The following is an 18,434-nucleotide window of genomic DNA, read 5'->3' as shown; positions in this document are numbered from 1 at the left end:
TCCCATAGAAAGGTAGAGATGCCTACACGGACAAGCGCATGCGAACCCCTGTCTTCCGCGACATTTCTAACACCTCCCTATCTTCCGTAGGTCAAGCAGTGCTGTCAGAACAGGCAGGTCTCCTGACTCAGGGTTCATGGCCATCACGCTCCTTCCCAATCCGTCCGGATCAGTGGATCCATGCGTCATGACTCCCCCATTACAGTGGCGGGACCGTGTCGGAATTGCACCGAGCTTCCCTTTTCATCCATGCGCCGAGTGCGGGCATGGAACCTGTTCCCACATATGCAGTTGGTAGGAATATACATGAATTCCGATAAAAAAACAAGACATTTTTGCCGGCTGTACGAGAACCCGTTCCCCTATCGGCAAAAGGGCTTTGACATTTTTCAGCAAAATTATCCTGATTTCCACTTTTTTCTCCAGTTTTCGTCAAGAGAGCGCTTTTTATAATCATGGTATAGAAGGAAATCACTTACAGGTTGCATGCAATCAGGGAAGAGTGGAGGTATTATCGTTGATTCGTACGATCAGAACGAAACTGATAGCGGCCTTTTGTCTGGTGATTGTTGTTTCGCTTTTGCTTCTGGGAATCTCCGGCACCTATCTGTCCAAACAGCTGATGGAAACGTTGATGATCACGTCCATCAAGAAGGAGATGACCCAGGTTGAAAACATTCTTGGAGAGATGTTAAAAGGGGTGGACGAAAACGTTCATTATCTGGCCAATATGCCGGTTGTCCGCAAAGCGGACGGCACCGTTTCCCACTATTACGACAAGCCGACCGTCACCAAGGCGGCGGAGAAGAAACGGTCGCCCGTCGAGCAGGAGATCTACAATGAGTTCGAGCGGTATGCCCAGAGCCATCCCGATGTCAAGTATGTCTACATGGGGACGGTGCAGGGGGGCTATGTGCAGTGGCCGAACGAGGACGAGCAGGCCAACTATGATCCGCGCGTCCGGCCCTGGTACGAGCAGTCCATCAAACAGCCTGATGCGATCATGCGCTCGGAACCCTACCAGTATGATTCGCCCAACGGCCCGGTGATTGTCATCAGCACCACCACGACGGTGAAAGACAGCGCCGGCAACATTGTGGGCGTCGTCGGAATCGATCAAAGCCTGGACAAGCTGTCGGCCGTCATCAAACAGATCAAGATCGGCCGGGAGGGCTATCTGTTCCTGTTTACGCCGGACGGCACGCTGATCGCCCACCCCAACGACAAGCTGAGTTTCCACAAGCTGGATGAGCTGAACAAAGGGGTGAAGGTGGAAAACACGGGCGAACAGCTGTCGTACCGCCTGTCCGGATTGAATCAACTGCTGCAGAACAAGGAAGGAAGCTTCGAGATGGAAGTGGATGGTCATCCTTCTGTGGTTACCCTGCATACGCTGGGCGACACCGGCTGGAGAATGGCGGCCGTGGTCAATCAGAATGAAGTGATGCAGTACGCCGGGCAGATGTACTTCATGATGGGCATCATCGGTTCCGTCTGTCTGATCCTGTCCATTCTTCTCGGGTGGCTCCTTGCCCATTCGTTTGCCAAACCCATCCGGATGTTGAAAAATTGGGCCAATGAGGTGGCGCAGGGGAATCTGCGTGTCCAGATCGCCAGCGGCGGTCGAAAGGATGAGATCGGGCAGCTGATGGAGAGTTTCGGGCAAATGTCCGCCGACCTGCGGCAGACGATCGAGCGGGTGACAGACGCGATCAGCCATGTCACCTCCTTTTCCCATCAGCTCTCCGCCAGTGCGGAGGAGTCCGGCAAGGCAGCAGAACAGATCTCCGCGATCATTCAGGAAGTGGCTGCCGGCACGGACAAGCAGGCCCAGGGGGTACAGGAAAGCTCGCTGGCGGTAAGCGAGATGTCCTCCGGCATCAGCCGGATTGCCGGCAACAGCCAGGCACTCGCCGCCAATGCCGAACAAACCTCCCGGATCGCCATCGACGGCGGAACGATCATTCAACGGGCGGTTGCCCAAATGAACAGGCTGCATGCCACCATGACCGACATTCAAGCCGTGATCAAGGGACTGGACAGCTGGTCCAAGGAGATCGGACAGATCACCAGCGTCATCACCGGCATCGCGGACCAGACCAACCTGCTGGCATTGAATGCCGCGATTGAAGCGGCGCGGGCCGGAGAGTACGGGCGTGGGTTCGCGGTTGTCGCCGATGAAGTAAGGAAGCTGGCGGAAGAGGCGTCGCATTCTTCCCAGCGGATTGCCAGCCTGGTTGAAAGCATCCAGCAGGAAACCATGAAGGCGACCGAAGTGATGGACGCGGGCATGCAGGAAGCGGAGATTGGCATGAACGATGTCCACGAGGCAGGAGCGCTGTTTGGTCAGATCCAGACCTCGATCGGCGGAATCACGGCGGAGATCCGCCAGATGGCCGGCATTGCCGAACAGCTTTCCGCCCATACGCAGCAGGTGAACGAATCGGTACGGCTCATCTCGCAGGTTGCCCAGGCCAACGCGGAAGGGTCGCAAAATGCTTCGGCGGCGACCGAAGAGCAGCTGGCCGCCATGCAGGAGATTGCGTCTTCCGCCGTTTCGCTGAACCACATGGCCGAAGAGCTGCAGGCACTGGTTCAGAAGTTCCGCATCTGACGTCCGCTTTTCCAGGAAAAGAGGCCGTTGGACAGCCCCTCTGCGCCAACGGCCGTTTGCTTCCGCAGCAAAAATCTCAAGATACGACAAAAAAATTAAGAGGGGGGGACCGCTGCGGAAAACTGGCGCAAAATTGTCCGAAAATTAATATTTCCATCCAGTGCTTGACAAAAGGGGGATGGATAGAATGGGAGATAACCAAAACCCGATTCCGGCGAATACCGTCCCGGTCTCGTACGGCCCAAGGTAAAACAGATAGGAGGAATGCCGGTGAAATATTTGCTTACGCATCTGGACAAGGTGGGCCAGCTCTTCTGGGAGCATCTCTATCTGGTGACCATCTCCCTCCTGATCGCCCTGTGTATTGCGGTTCCCGTCGCCCTGTGCGTTTCCCGCTACCGCAAGACATACACCCCGGTGATCGGCGGGCTTGGTGTGATCTACACGATTCCCAGCCTGGCGCTGTTTGCGCTCCTCATCCCCTTTCTCGGACTGGGCACCAAGTCGGCCATCACCGCCCTGGTTGCCTATTCGCAGATGACGTTGGTCCGCAATATCGTCACGGCCATCCGGGGAATCGATCCTGCCATCATCGAGGCAGCCAAGGGGATGGGCATGAACGGCTGGCAGATCCTGCGAAAAATCGTCCTTCCGCTCGCGCTGCCCGTGGTCGTAGCGGGGGTGCGCATCGCGACGGTTTCCATGATCGGCATTGCCGCCATCGCCGCCTACATCAATGCAGGCGGGCTGGGCGAGCTGATTTTCGAGGGGATCTACTCCGATCACAGCGGCAAGATTGTGAGCGGCACGATCGCCGTCGCCTTCCTGGCTATCCTGTCCGACCTGCTGTTTCGCCTGTTGGAAAAACGGTTGAAGTTGAACGTATAAGGGGGGATTGTCTTGGCACTGCTGCTTGAAGCTTACCAGTACCTGCTGGAGAACCAGTCCGACTTTTGGCATGCGGTCAACACGCATCTGCTCCTCAGCTTTCTTGCCCTTGGCATCGGCGTGGTGATATGTGTGCCGCTCGGCATCTACCTGGCAAAAACCAATCGCGGTTCCATGGTGATCCTCAACGCCGTGAACATCGGGCGGATTATCCCCAGCCTGGCCGTGCTCGCTTTGGCGATGCCGTACATCGGCGTCGGCTTTGGGCCGTCGCTGCTGGCGCTCTCGCTGCTTGTCTGCCCGCCGATCCTGATCAATACGGTAACCGCTTTCCGGGAACTGGACAAAAGCGTCATTGAAGCGGCCTACGGCATGGGGATGGATCACCGGCGCGTGCTGCGCACCGTGGAGATTCCGCTGGCCCTCCCGGTAATCATCACCGGGATCAAGACGGCAGCCGTTGAAGTGATCGCCAGCGCGGCGCTGGCCGCATTCATCGGCGGAGGCGGACTGGGCGAGTACATTTTGAACGGGATCGCGCTGGCGCAAACCTCCCTGCTGCTGGTCGGCGCCATTCCCATCGCCATCCTTGCGCTGCTGGCCGAGGTGATCTTTGGCGGGATTGAAAAATGGACAACCCCGCCGCTTGTCTAACACATGAAAAAGGGGGAAACAGGAGATGAAGCGATTTGTCAAAACATTTGGATTATGGGCGATGGTGGTTGCCCTGAGTCTGGTAACCGCCGCTTGCGGAGGGGGGACGGCTTCCCCGTCGGCCTCATCCAATGCCAATAACGGCCAGAGCAAGCCGACGATCAAGATTGGTTCCAAGAACTTCACGGAACAGTACATCCTGGGGGAATTGTACGCCCAGGCGCTTGAAGCGGCGGGCTATCCGGTCGAGCGGAAGCTGAATCTCGGCGGCACGCTGGTAGCGTTTGAAGCCCTGAAAAACGGCGAGATCGATCTTTATCCGGAGTATACCGGCACCGCTCTCTTGGATGTGCTGAAAGGCGAGGTCCAAAGCGACGACAAGGCGGTGTACGAGGCCGTCAAGAAAGGCTACAAGGAAAAGTGGAATATCGAGGTGCTGGAGCAGACGCCGTTTAACAACGGTTATGTGCTGGTCACGACGAAAGAAGTGGCGGACAAATACGGCCTCAAGACCCTCTCCGATCTGTCGGCGAAAGCACCCGAACTCCGCTTTGCGCTGATTCCCGAATTCGGCGACCGCGCCGACGGACTGCCGGGCCTGCAGAAAACCTATGGCGGCTTCCAGTTCAAATCGGCCAAGCTGTTTGACATCGGGCTGAAGTACAAGGCGCTGACGGCCGGTCAGGTGGATGTGACGATCGGCTTTGGTACAGACGGTCAAATCGCCGGTTACAACCTGGTGGCGCTGGAAGACGACAAGCACTTCTGGCCGCCGTATCACGTGGTGCCTCAGGTGCGGGGAGAGCTGCTGGCCAAGTACCCCGAGGTGGGAGAGATCATCGGCAAGGTGAACGCCCTGCTGACGAATGAAGTGATGGCGAGCCTCAACTGGAAGGTGGACGGCGACGACAAGGAAGAGCCGGCTGCCGTCGCCAAGGAGTTCCTCGAGGAAAAAGGCTTGCTCAAATAATCAATCGGAAAAGGGGCCCGCATCCTGCATGAAGGCCCCTTTCAATCCATAGGAAAAGGGTGAAGGACGTGGGCGGAATCAGATTTGAAAACGTTAGCAAATGGTATCCCGGCAGCGACAGGCCGGCGGTCAACAATGTCAACTTGAGCGTCGAGGAAGGGCAATTGGTCGTGCTGCTGGGAAGTTCGGGCTGCGGGAAGACCACTCTCCTGAAAATGGTCAACCGCCTGTATGAGCAGTCGGCGGGCACCATCTATGTAAACGGGAAGGATACGCGCGAGGTGCCGGTGAACGAGCTGCGCCGCCAGATCGGGTACGTGATTCAGCAGAGCGGCCTGTTCCCGCACATGACCGTCGAGCAGAACATCGCCGTCGTGCCGGACATGCTGGGTTGGCCCAAAGAGCGCATCGAGCGCCGGATCGATGAACTGCTGGAGCTGGTCCATCTCGATCCCGGCCAGTACCGGAAGCGGTATCCGCGGCAGATGTCGGGCGGCCAGCAGCAGCGGGTGGGGCTTGCCCGTGCGCTGGCGGCAGATCCCCCTTTCATGCTGATGGATGAACCATTCGGGGCGATCGACGCCATTACCCGTACCAAGCTGCAGGACGAGCTGGTTTCCATTCAGAAAAAGCTGCACAAAACCATTCTGTTCGTCACCCATGACGTGGATGAAGCCCTGCGTCTGGCAGACAAGATCATCATCATGAAGGACGGCGAAGTGGTGCAGTACGATACGCCGCTTGCCATCATTGCCCAACCGAAAAACGACTTTGTGCGCAATCTGATCGGCGGGGAGGATGTGATCCGCCAGATCAGCCTGATTGCCGTTGAAGCCGCGATGAAACCGGCGGCAGGGAAGGATGCGCCGGCCGGCAGCCGCAGGATCCGCCGCGACGACAACCTGAAAGCGGCCCTCTCCCTGATGCTGCGTTCCGGAGCGGAGAAGCTGGCGGTCGTGGATGAAGAGGATCGGCACGTGGGGGAACTCAGTCTGGCGCATATCCAGGAGCTCCTGCGCGCCGAACGGAACATGGTGGGAGTGAACGCCTGAGATGCAGACAGGAAGACAGGTTATCATCGGTGACGGTCCGGTCACCATCGATCAGCTGGCAGCGGTGGCGCGCGGCCGGGCGGAAGTGCAGCTGAGCTCTCAGGGGGCGGAAAAAATCGCGCGCTGCCGCCGGTTGGTCGATCGTTTTGTCGCCGAGGGGCGGATCGTGTACGGCGTCACCACCGGGCTGGGCGAACTGTGCAAGGTGCGGCTGTCGGCAGAGGAGGCATCCCTGCTGTCCCGGCGCGTGCTGATGAGCCACGCCTGCGGGGTCGGGGAACCGCTGCCGGAAGATTTCGTGCGGGCGATCATGTTCGCGGCCGTCACCAACTTCAGCCAGGGCCACTCCGGGGTGCGCCTGGAAGTGGTGCAAACCTTGATCCGCATGTTAAACGAGGGGGTTGTCCCCTGGGTGCCGTCCCAGGGCTCGGTCGGCTATCTGACCCACATGGCCCATATCTCGCTGGTCTTGATCGGGTTGGGGCAGGCGTACTACCGGGGCGCTCTGTTGTCCGGAGCGGAAGCGATGGCACAGGCGGGCATTCCGCTGCTGGAATTGAAGGAAAAAGAGGGCCTTTCGCTGGTAAACGGCACGGTGTGCATGACCGGAATCGGCGCGCTGGTGATCCATGATGCCAAACAGTTGGCCAAATGGGCCGACATCGCGGGGGCGATGAGCGTCGAAGCGTTGAAAGGGACGCGCTATGCCTTCGATGAACGGGTGCACAACCTCCGGCCGTTCCCCGGACAGCGCCGGGTGGCGGCCAATCTGCTGGCGCTGCTGCAGGACAGCGAGATTGCGGAAACCTACAAGGATTACCGGCTGCAGGATGCGCTCAGCCTGCGGTCCATTCCGCAGATCCACGGCGCCTGCCGCGACAAGATCAGCCATGCGGAAGAGATGGTGACGATCGAACTGAATGCGGCAACGGACAATCCGCTGCTGTTTGAAGACGGGGCTGGCGGCATCGCCATCTCCGCCTGCAATGCCCACGGCGAACCCGTGGCCCTGACGATGGACATGCTGGCGATGGCGATTTCGGAACTGGCCAATGTGTCGGAGCGCCGGCTGGATCGGCTGGTCAATCCGCATGTGAGCGAACTGCCGCCTTTTCTGGTGGAGAAGAGCGGCCTCAACTCCGGCTTCATGATTCCGCAGTACGTGGCCGCTTCGCTGGTGGCGGAAAACAAGGTGCTGTGCCACCCGATCTCGGTGGATTCCATCCCAACCTCCGCATTCCAGGAGGATCATGTCAGCATGGGGACGCCGGCGGCCCTCAAGGCGCTGCAGGTGCTGAAGAACGCCCAGAAGGTGATTGCCATTGAACTGCTGGCGGCGGCCCAGGCGCTGGATTTCCACAAACCGCTGGGATTTGGCCGCGGCACGGGGAAAATCTACGAATTGCTGCGGACACACATTCCCTATTGGCAGGAAGACCGTCTGTTTTATCCCGACCTGCATCTGGCGATCCGCTTCGTGGAGAGCGGCGAGTGGATACGGGAAGTGGAAGCCCAGGTAGGCACGTTATAAATCACGAGAGGATGAATGCGATGGGGAAAGCGGTCCATTCTCCCGCAGAGGGATTGCGCTGCAAAAATTGGCAAACGGAAGGCATTCTGCGATTGCTGCAAAACACCATTGATCCGGATGTCGCAGAAGATCCCGATCATCTCGTGGTGTATGGCACAGGGAAAGCGGCCCGCAGCAAGGAGGCGGTGGCGGCCATCATGCAAACGCTGGAGCGCCTGGATGAGGACGAGACGCTGCTCATCCAATCCGGCAAACCGGTCGCCGTCTTCCGCACGACGGAAATGGCACCGCGCGTGATCGCCGTCAACTCGGTGGTGGTGCCTGCCTATGCCAACTGGAAACAATTTCGGCAGCTGGAGCGGAAAGGACTGACGATGTACGGTCAGTCCACCGCCAGCGCCTGGTCCTATATCGGCACCCAGGGCATTTTGCAGGGCACCTATGAGACGTTTCATGCGGTCGCCAGGCAGCATTTTCAGGGAACCCTGGCCGGCAAGTGGGTGCTGACCAGCGGGCTTGGCGGGATGGGCAGCGCCCAGCCGACCGCGATCAAAATGAATCAGGGCATCTGCCTCATCGTCGAAGTTGACCGGGAGAAAGTGGCGCGCAGCATCAAATACAACATCTGCGATGTGACCACGGATCATCTGGAGGAAGCGGTCCGCTACGTGATGGACGCCAAACGCACCCGCACCAGCCTCAATGTCGCCCTGGTGGGCAATGCCGCCGATGTCTATCAGGAACTGCTGCGACGGGAGATCATCCCCGATGTGGTGACGGACCAGACATCCGCCCACGATCTGTTGAACGGGTATATCCCCACGGAGTATACGGTGGAACATGCCAACCTCATCCGCAAGCAGGTTCCCGACATGTACCTGCGGGACGCCAAAATGACTGTTGTGCAGCACGTGAAGGCGATGTTAGGATTTCTAAAAAAGGGTTCAATTGTATTTGACTACGGCAACAATATCCGCCAGCAGGCGTTCGAATCCGGGCTTAAAGAAGCTTTTACGATATCCAATTTCGTACCGCTTTATATCCGGGAACTGCAGTGCGAGGGGCTGAGTCCGTTCCGCTGGATCGCGCTTTCCGGCCATCCGGCGGATATCTATGCGATTGACCAGCTGCTGCTGAAGCAGCTTGACAATGAACGGGTAAAGCAGTGGATCGAGTACGCGCAGGCCAATATCCGCTTCCAGGGGCTGCCGGCCAGGGTGTGCTGGATGAATGCCAAGGAGCGCATCTGGCTGGCGGAGCGGGTCAACGCCATGGTGGCGGAGAAGGTCCTGCGCGCCCCCGTCGTGTTCACGCGCGATCACATGGATGCCGGGTCGATGGCTTCGCCCCTGCGGGAAACGGAGGGGATGAAGGATGGGAGCGACGTCATTGGGGACTGGCCCATACTAAACACCCTGTTGAACACGGCAAACGGCGCCACGATGGTGAGCTTCCATTCCGGAGGCGGAGTGGGTATCGGCTATTCGCTTCATGCCGGCATGAGCATCGTGGTGGACGGCAGTCAGCGCACCGCGGAGAAATTGCCCAACCTCTTTCTTGGCGACGTGGGGGTCAGTCTGGTGAGGTATGCTGACGCCGGATACGAGATCGCCGACAAAACCGCCCGGGAAGCGGGGCTGAAACGAATTCAGCCGTAAGGAGGACAGCATGAATGTCTTGGTCGCGGAGAAGAGTGACTTTCAGCGAAATGGCCTGAGATGGATGCTGGAGCAATCCGGCTTGGCGATCGAGCGCTTCACGGAAGCAGCCAACGCCAAGGATCTGTTTGAACAGGCGTTCACGGGTCAGCATCAGCTGCTGCTCGTGGATGTGGACATGTTGAGCCATGACGATTGGAAAAGCATGTCGGAAGTCGCCAAAACATCCGTTGTGATTGGCATCACGGAGACGAAGGATTTTGATCTGGCCATCCGATGCATGGAAGCCGGATGCTATCGGCTGTTCGTCAAACCGCTCGCCATCCAATCGTTCATGGAAGCGCTCCAACAGGTCGGGGAAACGACGGCAAGGCGCCCCCATGCCAAAGAGGGGGCTGCCAGGCGGGAGGCATTGAAAAAAGAGTGGGTTTCCACGCTGATCCATGGGCAGGTGACCAATCTGCGCGAAGTCTGGAATCAGGCCATCCAATTGGGCTATGATGCGCTCCCCAGCAGCGTGATGGTAGCCAGGATCAGCCGCCTGAACGAACTGATGGCGAACAAGTCGGACGCGTGGCGCAGGCAGGTTCTTACCCAGGTTTTCCATACCGTGCAGGCTTTCAGCCAGGATACCGGCATGATCGCCACGCTGATCCAGGATGAGTTTGTGCTGCTGTACACCCCGAAAAAAGGGGAACAGAAGCATGAACTGGTGGAGAACATGAAAAAGCTTGGGCTGCGGCTGCATCAGGAGGTAAAAGCGCAGACGGGGTATGTGCTCAATATCGCCTGCGGGGACGAATACAAAAACCCGATGCTCCTCTACCACTCCTATGAAGAGGCGAAGCGCCTCCTTTCCCTGGAGTTTTATTTTTCGTCCGGCAGAATCTGCGCCTATGCCGACTTTCCCGCCCTGTTCAACAAGGAGATCATTGAGGAGATCGAGGTGCCGTTTGACGAGGAAGAGATCACCAGGGAGAATCTGGCATTTCTTTTCGGCGAACTGGAAAAGAAGCTGGTCCGGCTGAAGGAAGGCGGGGTGTCCCCGCTTTATTACAAGCTGACGCTGATGTATGTCTGGCTCAAGATGACGAAACATTTTCACTATACAGAACAGGAGCAGTTCCGGTCCTTCCTGCAGAAGGGGGAACTCTTTCTGAACTGCGAATCGGCCGATGATTTGCTGGCCAAATGGAAAGGATTTATGGAGGAGCTGGCGGAGAATGCGGTGTTCTCCACCCATCATCTGATGATCGACCGGGTGCTGGACTTCATCAACGCCAACTTTCACCAGCCCATCACGCTGGAGCAGGCGGCCGAACATATCAACCGCAGTCCTTATTATTTGAGCCATTTGTTCAAAAAAGTGATGAACATGACGTTTGTGGAGTACATTACCCATGTGCGCATCAAACGGGCCAAAGAGCTGCTGCTTATGGACGAATATACCATTTCGGACATTGCCGCCTCCATCGGGTACCAGGATCCCAACTATTTCAGCCGGGTGTTCAAGGCGATCTGCGGCGTTTCCCCGAAGAAGTGGAAAACGCAAAAAAAACTAGAAACGACAAGAATGGCAAGATCGGGGAAAGGCGACGTTACAACATTGCAAAAAGTTACAACTTACCATAATTCCGTCTAGTGCTGTTTTGCCACGCACCCCCTATCATGAAGAAAACGAGATTGAATGCAAGGAGGAAACCTATGAATACGGACAAACGGATCATCCGCGCCCCAAGAGGCAGACAGCTTCAGGCGAAAGGATGGGTGCAGGAAGCGGCCCTGCGCATGCTGATGAACAATCTTGACCCGGAGGTGGCCGAGCATCCGGAAAATCTGATCGTATACGGCGGCATTGGCAAGGCGGCGAGAAACTGGGCGGCTTTTGACGCCATCGTCGAATCGCTGCGCAACCTGGAGGAGCATGAAACGCTGCTGATCCAGTCCGGCAAACCGGTTGCGGTCTTCCGCACCCACAAGGATGCGCCCCGCGTGCTGCTGGCCAACTCCAACATCGTGCCGGCCTGGGCCAACTGGGAGACGTTCCATGAGCTGGACAAAAAAGGGCTGATCATGTACGGGCAAATGACGGCCGGAAGCTGGATCTACATCGGCAGCCAGGGGATCGTTCAGGGAACGTATGAATCGTTTGCCGAATGCGCCAGACAGCACTTCGGCGGAACGCTGAAAGGCACCATCACCGTAACGGCCGGTCTGGGCGGAATGGGCGGTGCCCAACCGCTTGCCGTTACCATGAACGAGGGGGTCGTGATCGCCATCGAGGTGGACCGGACGCGCATCGAGAAGCGGATCGAGACCCGGTACTGCGACATGATGGTGGAATCGCTGGACGAAGCGATCCGGCTGGCCCAGGAAGCCAAGGCGGAAAAACGGCCGCTCTCCATCGGGCTGCTCGGCAACGCGGCGGAGATTCTGCCGGAGATGCTGCGGCGCGGATTTATTCCGGACATCGTGACCGACCAAACCTCGGCCCATGATCCGTTAAACGGCTATCTGCCGGCCGGCATGACGATGGAGGAAGGGGCACGGCTGCGCAAGGAAGACCCCGAACGGTATGTGAAGCAGGCGAAAGCCAGCATGGCCGTCCATGTCCGGGCGATGCTGGAGATGAAGGAACGCGGCGCGGTCGTCTTCGACTACGGCAACAACATCCGGCAGGTGGCCTATGACGAAGGGGTGAAAAACGCGTTTGATTTCCCCGGCTTCGTGCCTGCTTTCATTCGCCCGCAGTTCTGCGAAGGCAAAGGGCCGTTCCGCTGGGTAGCCCTGTCGGGTGATCCCGAGGATATCTACAAGACGGACGAAGTGATCCTGCGCGAATTCTCCTACAATACCCACCTGTGCAACTGGATCAGAATGGCGCGGGAAAAGATCGCCTTCCAGGGCCTGCCTGCGCGCATCTGCTGGCTGGGCTACGGCGAGCGCGCCCGTTTCGGCAGAATCATCAACGACATGGTGGCATCGGGCGAGCTGTCGGCCCCCATCGTGATCGGGCGCGACCATCTGGATTCCGGCTCGGTGGCCTCCCCCAACCGGGAGACGGAAGCGATGAAAGACGGCAGCGACGCCATTGCGGACTGGCCGATTCTCAACGCGCTGCTCAACACGGCCGCCGGAGCCAGCTGGGTGTCGGTGCACCACGGCGGCGGGGTCGGCATGGGCTATTCCCTGCATGCGGGCATGGTGGTGGTGGCGGATGGCAGTGAAGATGCGGCCAAGCGGCTGGAACGCGTCCTCACCACAGACCCCGGCATGGGCGTGGTCAGACATGCCGACGCCGGCTACGAGCTGGCTATCGAAACGGCCAAACAAAAAGGCATCAAGATTCCGATGCTGAACCAAAAGGGATGACGAGGATGGAGCAGAGAACCTATATCAGGAATGCGGCGCAGGTCATCACGGTCGGCGGGGCAAGCGACGCGCCGAAAAGGGGCGCCGAGATGGAAGATCTGCGGATCATTGAACAGGGGGGAGTGGTCTGCGAGAACGGGCGGATACGCTTTGTCGGGCCGGATGCGGAAGCGGAAGACTTCGTCCGTTCGCTGGGAGGAGCGGATACGGTGATCGACGCGGCCGGCAAAATCGTCACTCCCGGCCTGGTTGATCCCCATACCCATCTGGTGTTTGCCGGCAGCAGGGAACGGGAACTGGAGATGCGGCTGCAGGGTGCCACCTATCTGGAGATTCTCCAGCAGGGCGGCGGCATCCTGTACTCCACCACCCAAACCCGCGCCGCCACCGAAGAGGAGCTGCTGCAGGAGTCGTGGAAACGGCTGAACCGGTTCCTGCAGCACGGTGTCACCACGGTGGAAGCCAAGAGCGGCTATGGCCTTACGGTGGAAGACGAATTGAAGCAGCTTAGGGTGGCGCGCCTATTGCACGAACGCCATCCGGTCGACGTGGTTTCCACCTTTATGGGGGCGCATGCGGTGCCGCAGGAATACAAGCACGATCCCGACGAATACGTGCGCATCGTGATCGAGGAGATGCTGCCCCGGGTGGCCGCCGAAAAGCTGGCCGAGTTTTGCGATGTGTTCTGCGAGCAGGGCGTGTTTACGGTGGAGCAGTCGGAGCGGATTCTGGAGGCGGGGAAACAGTGGGGATTGATCCCCAAAATTCACGCCGACGAAATCGTCTCTTTCGGCGGCGCGGAACTGGCCGCCAAAGTAGGAGCCATCTCGGCGGATCATCTGCTGAAAGCATCCGATGAGGGCATGCGGGCCATGGCGCAGGCGGGCGTCATCGCCGTGCTGCTGCCGGCAACGGCCCTCTTCCTGATGGAGCAGCCGGCACGGGCGCGCGCGCTCATCGAAGCGGGAGTGCCGGTTGCGCTCTCGACCGACCGCAATCCCGGCTCCAGCCCGACGGAATCGCTGCCGCTGGTGATGAATCTGGCCTGCCTGACCATGAAAATGACGCCCGCTGAGGTGATCACCGCCAGCACCATCAACGCCGCCCATGCCATCGGGCGCGGCCGGGAAATCGGCAGCATCGAGCCGGGCAAGAAAGCGGATCTGGTGGTATTCGATGCGCCCAACTACGTATACCTGCAGTACAACTTCGGCGTCAACCTGGTCGATACCGTGGTGAAGGATGGCCGTGTGGTGGTCAGGGAGGGGAGGATCGTATGACGAACGGCTATGGCTACATTGATCCCCCGCAGATGAAATGGAACGCTGCGCCGCCACCGGGGCCGGAGATGCGGATGAATCAGCTGATCCGGCAGCACGTCCAGGGGGAGCCGTTCGACGTGGGCCTGCTGGGCGTCCCGCTTTCCCGCTCGTCCATCAGTCCGTCGGCTGCCAGCGAGAATCCCAATGCCATCCGGATGATCTGGAAATCGTTTGCGGCCTATAACATTGATTACGATATCGATCTTTCCACCCTGCAGATTGTGGACCTGGGCGACGTGAAGATGCATGTGACGGATATTCCCCGCTGCCATCACAACATCGAGCAGGGATTGCTGGAGGTGCTCGACCGGAACCCGCCGTTTCTGCCGGTCATGATCGGCGGCGATCACTCCATCACCAACCCGCTGGTGAAGGCGGTCAAACAGCATCACCGGGACAAAACGATCGGGATTGTCCAGTTTGACACCCACTTTGACCTGCGCGACCTGCGGGACGGGGGACCGAGCAACGGGACGCCGATTCGCGGCCTGATCGAGTCGCAAACCGTCTCCGGCCAGCATGTGGTCAACATCGGGCTGCACGGTTATTTCAACACCTACTCCCTCAAGCAGTATGCCGATCAACACGGGGTGCGGTATGTAACGCTGCGCGAGGTGAAACGAAAGGGAATCGAGCAGGTGGTAGCGGAGGCGGTGGAGTATCTGCGCCAACGGGTCGATCTGATCTATGTGACGGTGGACATCGACGTGCTGGACGCCGCGTTCGCTCCCGCCGCTCCCGCTTCCACGCCGGGGGGAATGTCCCCGTGGGAGCTGTTTGACGCGCTCTATCTCCTGGGAAAAGAACCCCTGGTATGCGGCATGGACCTGGTTTGCCTCGATCCTTTCCGCGACCACCGGCACATGGGGACCGTGAAAACGGGCGCCCATGCGATCCTGAATCTGTTGTGCGGATATATGGCCAGACAGCGTTAAGCGCGGAAGATAGGTTTTTCGAAACCTATCTTAGATTGATGACAAACTTCAGTCAGAGTCATGGCATGATGGGACCAAGCGAGCTCCTTTGACGACCGGCTCAGCGAAGAAACGAAGACGCGGGAGCTAAGGGGGCGTGAGTCTCACTTCGCCGAAACACCCAGATGTTGAGCCCCCGCCCGCGTCGCGTTTCGGAGCGGACAGAAGCCAACTTCTTTGCTGGTCGTCAAGAGAGCGAGCAGGAACCATCATCCATGATAGAACCGACTTTGTCCCCCACTGAGATAGGTTTTTCGAAACCTATCTTTTTTTGCACTTTCAGAAAGGTAACGGACAGACAGAGGAGAGGACTGGCATGATCTATGTGTGGATGGGATTGATCCAGATCCTGTATGTGGCGCTGAACTCGCTGCGCGTGGTGCTGATGATCAGGGGAAGGAAACTGCTTGCCACCCTGATCAGCACGGCGGAGGTGTTCGTATACATCTGCGGGCTGTCCATCGTGCTCAACAACCTCCAGTCCCCCTTGGGGATCGTCGTGTACAGCTTGACATTTGGGGTGGGGGTGCTGCTCGGCACCTACCTGGAGCAGCGGATCGCGCTCGGGTACATCAGCCTGCAGGTGATTACCGATTGCGAACGGGACTTGGCCACCCCTCTGCGGCAGCGGGGATTCGGTGTCACCGTGTGGACGGGCTACGGAGCGGATGGGGCCAGGCAGATGCTTTTCATTCTGGCTCCGCGCAAAAGCTTTTCCGGGCTGCTGGCCGATATCAGGCAGCTTGATCCGGACGCGTTTATCGTTTCCTTTGATGCGTCGCATGTGGCTGGCGGATACTGGCGGCGTCATGCCGGAATCGGATAGCATATCCGCTATGCCCGCCGCCTCCCTGCTCCGCTTCTCCACCAGCATTCTCCGACGGGCGGACGCTCCCCCGGAATCCGGCGCTTTCATTGGTGTCTGGATCAAAACATGTTAGTATGAATAGCAAGGGGATGAAAGGAGAGAGGATATGAGCAAGCCCATGCATTGGAACACAGAGATCCGTGTAAGATACAGTGAGACCGATCAGATGGGCGTGGTCTACCATGCCAATTATCTGCACTGGTTTGAAGTGGGGAGAACGGATTTTTTGCGCGGAGCGGGGTTCAGCTACCGTGAGCTGGAGGAGCAGGGGCTGCTGCTGCCGGTCACCGATGCATCGCTTTCGTACAAGCAGCCCGCCCGCTATGACGATGTGGTGGTGGTGCGGACATGCATTTCCCGGCTAACGCCGCTGCGCCTGGCCTTTGGCTACGAGATCACCCGGCCCGGCGACGGTCAACTGCTGGTTACGGGAGAGACGATGCACGTCTTCACCAACGCGGCGTTTAAACCCGTCCGCCTCTCCCGGCAGCTGCCCGAGCTCTACGCCTGGCTGGAAGAAGCGTACCATGCCAACCAGGCAGCCCGGGCGCAGGAAAACGCTGCAACATAGGAGGGCATGCGATGTTTCGCCTTTTGGTGCTGTTGTTTATCGTCGTACCGGCGATCGAACTGTGGGGATTGATTGCGGTTGGCAAATGGATCGGCGGCTGGACAACCGTGGGCCTGGTGATTCTGTCCGGCGTGCTGGGAGCCTGGCTGGCCAAACAGCAGGGCTTGCAGGTGCTGCGCCTCGTGCAGCTGCAGCTGTCGCGCGGCCAGCTGCCGACCGATGCGCTGCTGGACGGCCTTCTGGTTCTCGCCGGCGGCATGCTGCTGCTGACGCCGGGATTTTTCACCGATATCGCCGGCTTGGTGCTGCTGATTCCCTACACCCGCATGTTCGTGCGCTTTTTCCTGAAAAAATGGATCGTGTCGCTAATTGCGTCCGGCCGGATCACGATGATCTTCCGCCGTTAGGAAGGCTTTTCTTTAAAGCGATAAAGCGACGTGAGAAAGGTTGGGGGCCCCCGCCGTCAACAGCAAGGGACCCCACTCGGCGAAGCGTTAGCTATCGCCGAGTGGGTGGAGCGTTAGCTCAAGTCGGCGGGGTTTTCTTGATGTAGGCCCACAGATCGGCCAGCACATTCGCCCTGACCAAGGCGTTGATGACCACCAGGCTCACCGGACCGACGATTAGGCCGAAGAAGCCGAACAGCTGCAGGCCGACAAACAGCGCCACCAACGTCAGAAGCGGATCGAGCCCCACGTTTTCGGCAACCACTTTCGGCTCCACAATCTGCCGGAAGATCACGACGATGCCGTACAGGATGGAGAGACCGATGACCAGCGAATAATTACCTTTGAAAAAGGCGTACACGATCCACGGCACAAATACGGTGCCCGTTCCCAGGTAAGGGAGCAGGTCGACGAGCCCGGTGATCAAACCGATGGTGACGGCAAAATCGACGCGCAGGATCAACAGCCCGACGATCACGATCGCGGCGGTTAACGAGATCAGCGTCAGCTGCGCCTTCACAAATCCGAACAGCGCATTGCGCAGGTCGAGCGCAATCTGGTCGATGCGGCTGCTGTAATGTTTGGGCAGAAGCCGGCGGAAGCGGCGGTTCCATAAATCATAGTCCTTGCTGATAAAAAAAGCGCCCAACAGCGAGATCACCAGCACGGTGGCCAGATTCGGCAGCGACAGGAGGAAGTTCTGCAGTCCGGCCAGAAAGCCGACGACCAGCTCTTTACCCGCAGCCGTGACGGTCCGGATCGCATTGCCGACATAGGCATCGATGTTCTCCTTGTACGCCGGGTCCAGCTGGTTGTAGAAATACTTGACCTGGTTGTACAAGCCGGTCACAAAATCCTGCGAAATGGTTTGCTGCAGATAGTCGGCGAACTCGTTGGCAATGGGGGAGAGCCTGTCGATCAGGTGGCCGATCTCAATCACGGTTTCCGTAATGGCCAGCGTGATCAATCCCCCTAATACGGCCAGCAGCAGGGCGAGCAGGAGCAGAACCGCGAGCCACCTCGGCAATCTTGCTTTTTGCTGCAGGTACGCGACGGGCCGGTTGATCATCAACGCGATGAGTAAGGAGATAAAAAATGGGTAAAGTAAGGGTGTTGCGAACAGGAAAACGCGGTAACCGATGTACAGGATGACACAGACCCAGAGAAAGCGAACGATCTGAAAATGGCGGGCAAGCCAATTGTCGCTGGACAAAAAAAAGCCCCTCCTTTACCTGTAAGTACAGCTTTTGCTTTCATTATGCCGCAAGCGTTTCCCGCCGGGCAAGCATGCATACCGTTCATGGCGGATTGCATGCATCTTGGAACTTTATCATTCACAAAGGCGTAATAATCTTTTATAATTGTTGTCGGATTATGGGTACTTTCTTTGTATTGCCATGCTGAAGGGGATACATGCACGTATCTTCTTTCTCTTTCCTTTTTTCCTTGCGATGGAAAGGCGTCTCTCGCTTTCATCCGCACTTCCTTGCCCACGGTGATCGATGGATGCCTTT

Annotated in this window: 15 protein-coding genes and 1 riboswitch; of the genes, 14 read left to right on the top strand and 1 reads right to left on the bottom strand. The window is 58.3% G+C overall.

Going from position 1 to position 18,434, the window contains the following annotated elements; genetic code table 11:
• Window positions 1–95 precede the first annotated feature (95 nt).
• Window positions 96–292, bottom strand: a riboswitch (cobalamin riboswitch).
• Window positions 293–517: 225 nt separating this feature from the next.
• The 14 genes from G3578_RS06625 to G3578_RS06560 all read left to right on the top strand — a co-directional run bounded on the left by G3578_RS06625 (window position 518) and on the right by G3578_RS06560 (window position 16,881).
• A complete protein-coding gene (locus G3578_RS06625) occupies window positions 518–2,614 on the top strand; it encodes a methyl-accepting chemotaxis protein (protein ID WP_165210400.1) in 2,097 nt (698 codons plus the stop codon).
• Window positions 2,615–2,884: 270 nt separating this feature from the next.
• On the top strand, window positions 2,885–3,502 hold the full coding sequence (locus G3578_RS06620) for an ABC transporter permease subunit (RefSeq protein WP_165210397.1): 618 nt from the start codon (window positions 2,885–2,887) through the stop codon (window positions 3,500–3,502).
• 12 nt (window positions 3,503–3,514) lie between these two features.
• Window positions 3,515–4,156 carry an ABC transporter permease gene (locus tag G3578_RS06615; RefSeq protein ID WP_165210394.1) on the top strand — a complete coding sequence of 214 codons (642 nt, stop codon included), beginning with the start codon at window positions 3,515–3,517 and terminating at the stop codon, window positions 4,154–4,156.
• A gap of 25 nt (window positions 4,157–4,181) precedes the next feature.
• Entirely contained in the window at window positions 4,182–5,126 is a 945-nt protein-coding gene (locus G3578_RS06610; protein WP_165210391.1) for a glycine betaine ABC transporter substrate-binding protein, read from the top strand.
• Between the two features lie 68 nt (window positions 5,127–5,194).
• Entirely contained in the window at window positions 5,195–6,178 is a 984-nt protein-coding gene (locus G3578_RS06605) for a betaine/proline/choline family ABC transporter ATP-binding protein (RefSeq protein WP_165210388.1), read from the top strand.
• A gap of 1 nt (window position 6,179) precedes the next feature.
• Window positions 6,180–7,709 carry a histidine ammonia-lyase gene (gene hutH, locus G3578_RS06600; RefSeq protein ID WP_165210385.1) on the top strand — a complete coding sequence of 510 codons (1,530 nt, stop codon included), beginning with the start codon at window positions 6,180–6,182 and terminating at the stop codon, window positions 7,707–7,709.
• 11 nt (window positions 7,710–7,720) lie between these two features.
• A complete protein-coding gene (gene hutU / locus G3578_RS06595; RefSeq protein WP_206529538.1) occupies window positions 7,721–9,367 on the top strand; it encodes a urocanate hydratase in 1,647 nt (548 codons plus the stop codon).
• 10 nt (window positions 9,368–9,377) lie between these two features.
• Window positions 9,378–11,009 (top strand): response regulator transcription factor, encoded by a 1,632-nt coding sequence (locus tag G3578_RS06590; protein ID WP_165210379.1) that lies wholly within the window; start codon window positions 9,378–9,380, stop codon window positions 11,007–11,009.
• Between the two features lie 62 nt (window positions 11,010–11,071).
• On the top strand, window positions 11,072–12,739 hold the full coding sequence (gene hutU / locus G3578_RS06585; protein WP_165210376.1) for a urocanate hydratase: 1,668 nt from the start codon (window positions 11,072–11,074) through the stop codon (window positions 12,737–12,739).
• A gap of 5 nt (window positions 12,740–12,744) precedes the next feature.
• The gene (gene hutI, locus G3578_RS06580) at window positions 12,745–14,019 is read left to right on the top strand and encodes an imidazolonepropionase (RefSeq protein ID WP_165210373.1); all 1,275 of its coding nucleotides are present in this window, start codon (window positions 12,745–12,747) and stop codon (window positions 14,017–14,019) included.
• On the top strand, window positions 14,016–14,996 hold the full coding sequence (locus tag G3578_RS06575) for an agmatinase family protein (RefSeq protein WP_165210370.1): 981 nt from the start codon (window positions 14,016–14,018) through the stop codon (window positions 14,994–14,996). Before hutI ends, G3578_RS06575 begins: the two co-directional genes overlap by 4 nt.
• 355 nt (window positions 14,997–15,351) lie before the next feature.
• Window positions 15,352–15,861 (top strand): DUF2179 domain-containing protein, encoded by a 510-nt coding sequence (locus tag G3578_RS06570; RefSeq protein ID WP_165210367.1) that lies wholly within the window; start codon window positions 15,352–15,354, stop codon window positions 15,859–15,861.
• Window positions 15,862–16,009: 148 nt separating this feature from the next.
• A complete protein-coding gene (locus G3578_RS06565; protein ID WP_165210364.1) occupies window positions 16,010–16,474 on the top strand; it encodes an acyl-CoA thioesterase in 465 nt (154 codons plus the stop codon).
• Between the two features lie 11 nt (window positions 16,475–16,485).
• Window positions 16,486–16,881, top strand: a complete 396-nt coding sequence (locus G3578_RS06560; protein ID WP_165210361.1) for an FxsA family protein — start codon at window positions 16,486–16,488, stop codon at window positions 16,879–16,881.
• Window positions 16,882–16,999: 118 nt separating this feature from the next.
• On the opposite strand, the gene ytvI is transcribed toward G3578_RS06560, so the two are convergent.
• Window positions 17,000–18,133 carry a sporulation integral membrane protein YtvI gene (gene ytvI / locus G3578_RS06555; protein WP_165210358.1) on the bottom strand — a complete coding sequence of 378 codons (1,134 nt, stop codon included), beginning with the start codon at window positions 18,131–18,133 and terminating at the stop codon, window positions 17,000–17,002.
• Window positions 18,134–18,434: the final 301 nt, after the last annotated feature.

Origin of the sequence: Brevibacillus sp. SYP-B805, from assembly GCF_011059135.1 — a bacterium.
GTDB lineage: Bacteria > Bacillota > Bacilli > Brevibacillales > Brevibacillaceae > Brevibacillus_F.
Note: the sequence above shows the minus strand (reverse complement) of the source record. Positions and strands in the feature narration are given on the sequence as shown.

Coding starts and splice junctions, on each gene's coding strand:
- G3578_RS06610 (WP_165210391.1), top strand. CDS start 4,182: ATGAAGCGATTTGTCAAAACATTTGGATTATGGGCGATGGTGGTTGCC.
- hutH (WP_165210385.1), top strand. CDS start 6,180: ATGCAGACAGGAAGACAGGTTATCATCGGTGACGGTCCGGTCACCATC.
- hutU (WP_206529538.1), top strand. CDS start 7,721: ATGAATGCGATGGGGAAAGCGGTCCATTCTCCCGCAGAGGGATTGCGC.
- G3578_RS06590 (WP_165210379.1), top strand. CDS start 9,378: ATGAATGTCTTGGTCGCGGAGAAGAGTGACTTTCAGCGAAATGGCCTG.
- hutU (WP_165210376.1), top strand. CDS start 11,072: ATGAATACGGACAAACGGATCATCCGCGCCCCAAGAGGCAGACAGCTT.
- hutI (WP_165210373.1), top strand. CDS start 12,745: ATGGAGCAGAGAACCTATATCAGGAATGCGGCGCAGGTCATCACGGTC.
- G3578_RS06575 (WP_165210370.1), top strand. CDS start 14,016: ATGACGAACGGCTATGGCTACATTGATCCCCCGCAGATGAAATGGAAC.
- G3578_RS06570 (WP_165210367.1), top strand. CDS start 15,352: ATGATCTATGTGTGGATGGGATTGATCCAGATCCTGTATGTGGCGCTG.
- G3578_RS06565 (WP_165210364.1), top strand. CDS start 16,010: ATGAGCAAGCCCATGCATTGGAACACAGAGATCCGTGTAAGATACAGT.
- G3578_RS06560 (WP_165210361.1), top strand. CDS start 16,486: ATGTTTCGCCTTTTGGTGCTGTTGTTTATCGTCGTACCGGCGATCGAA.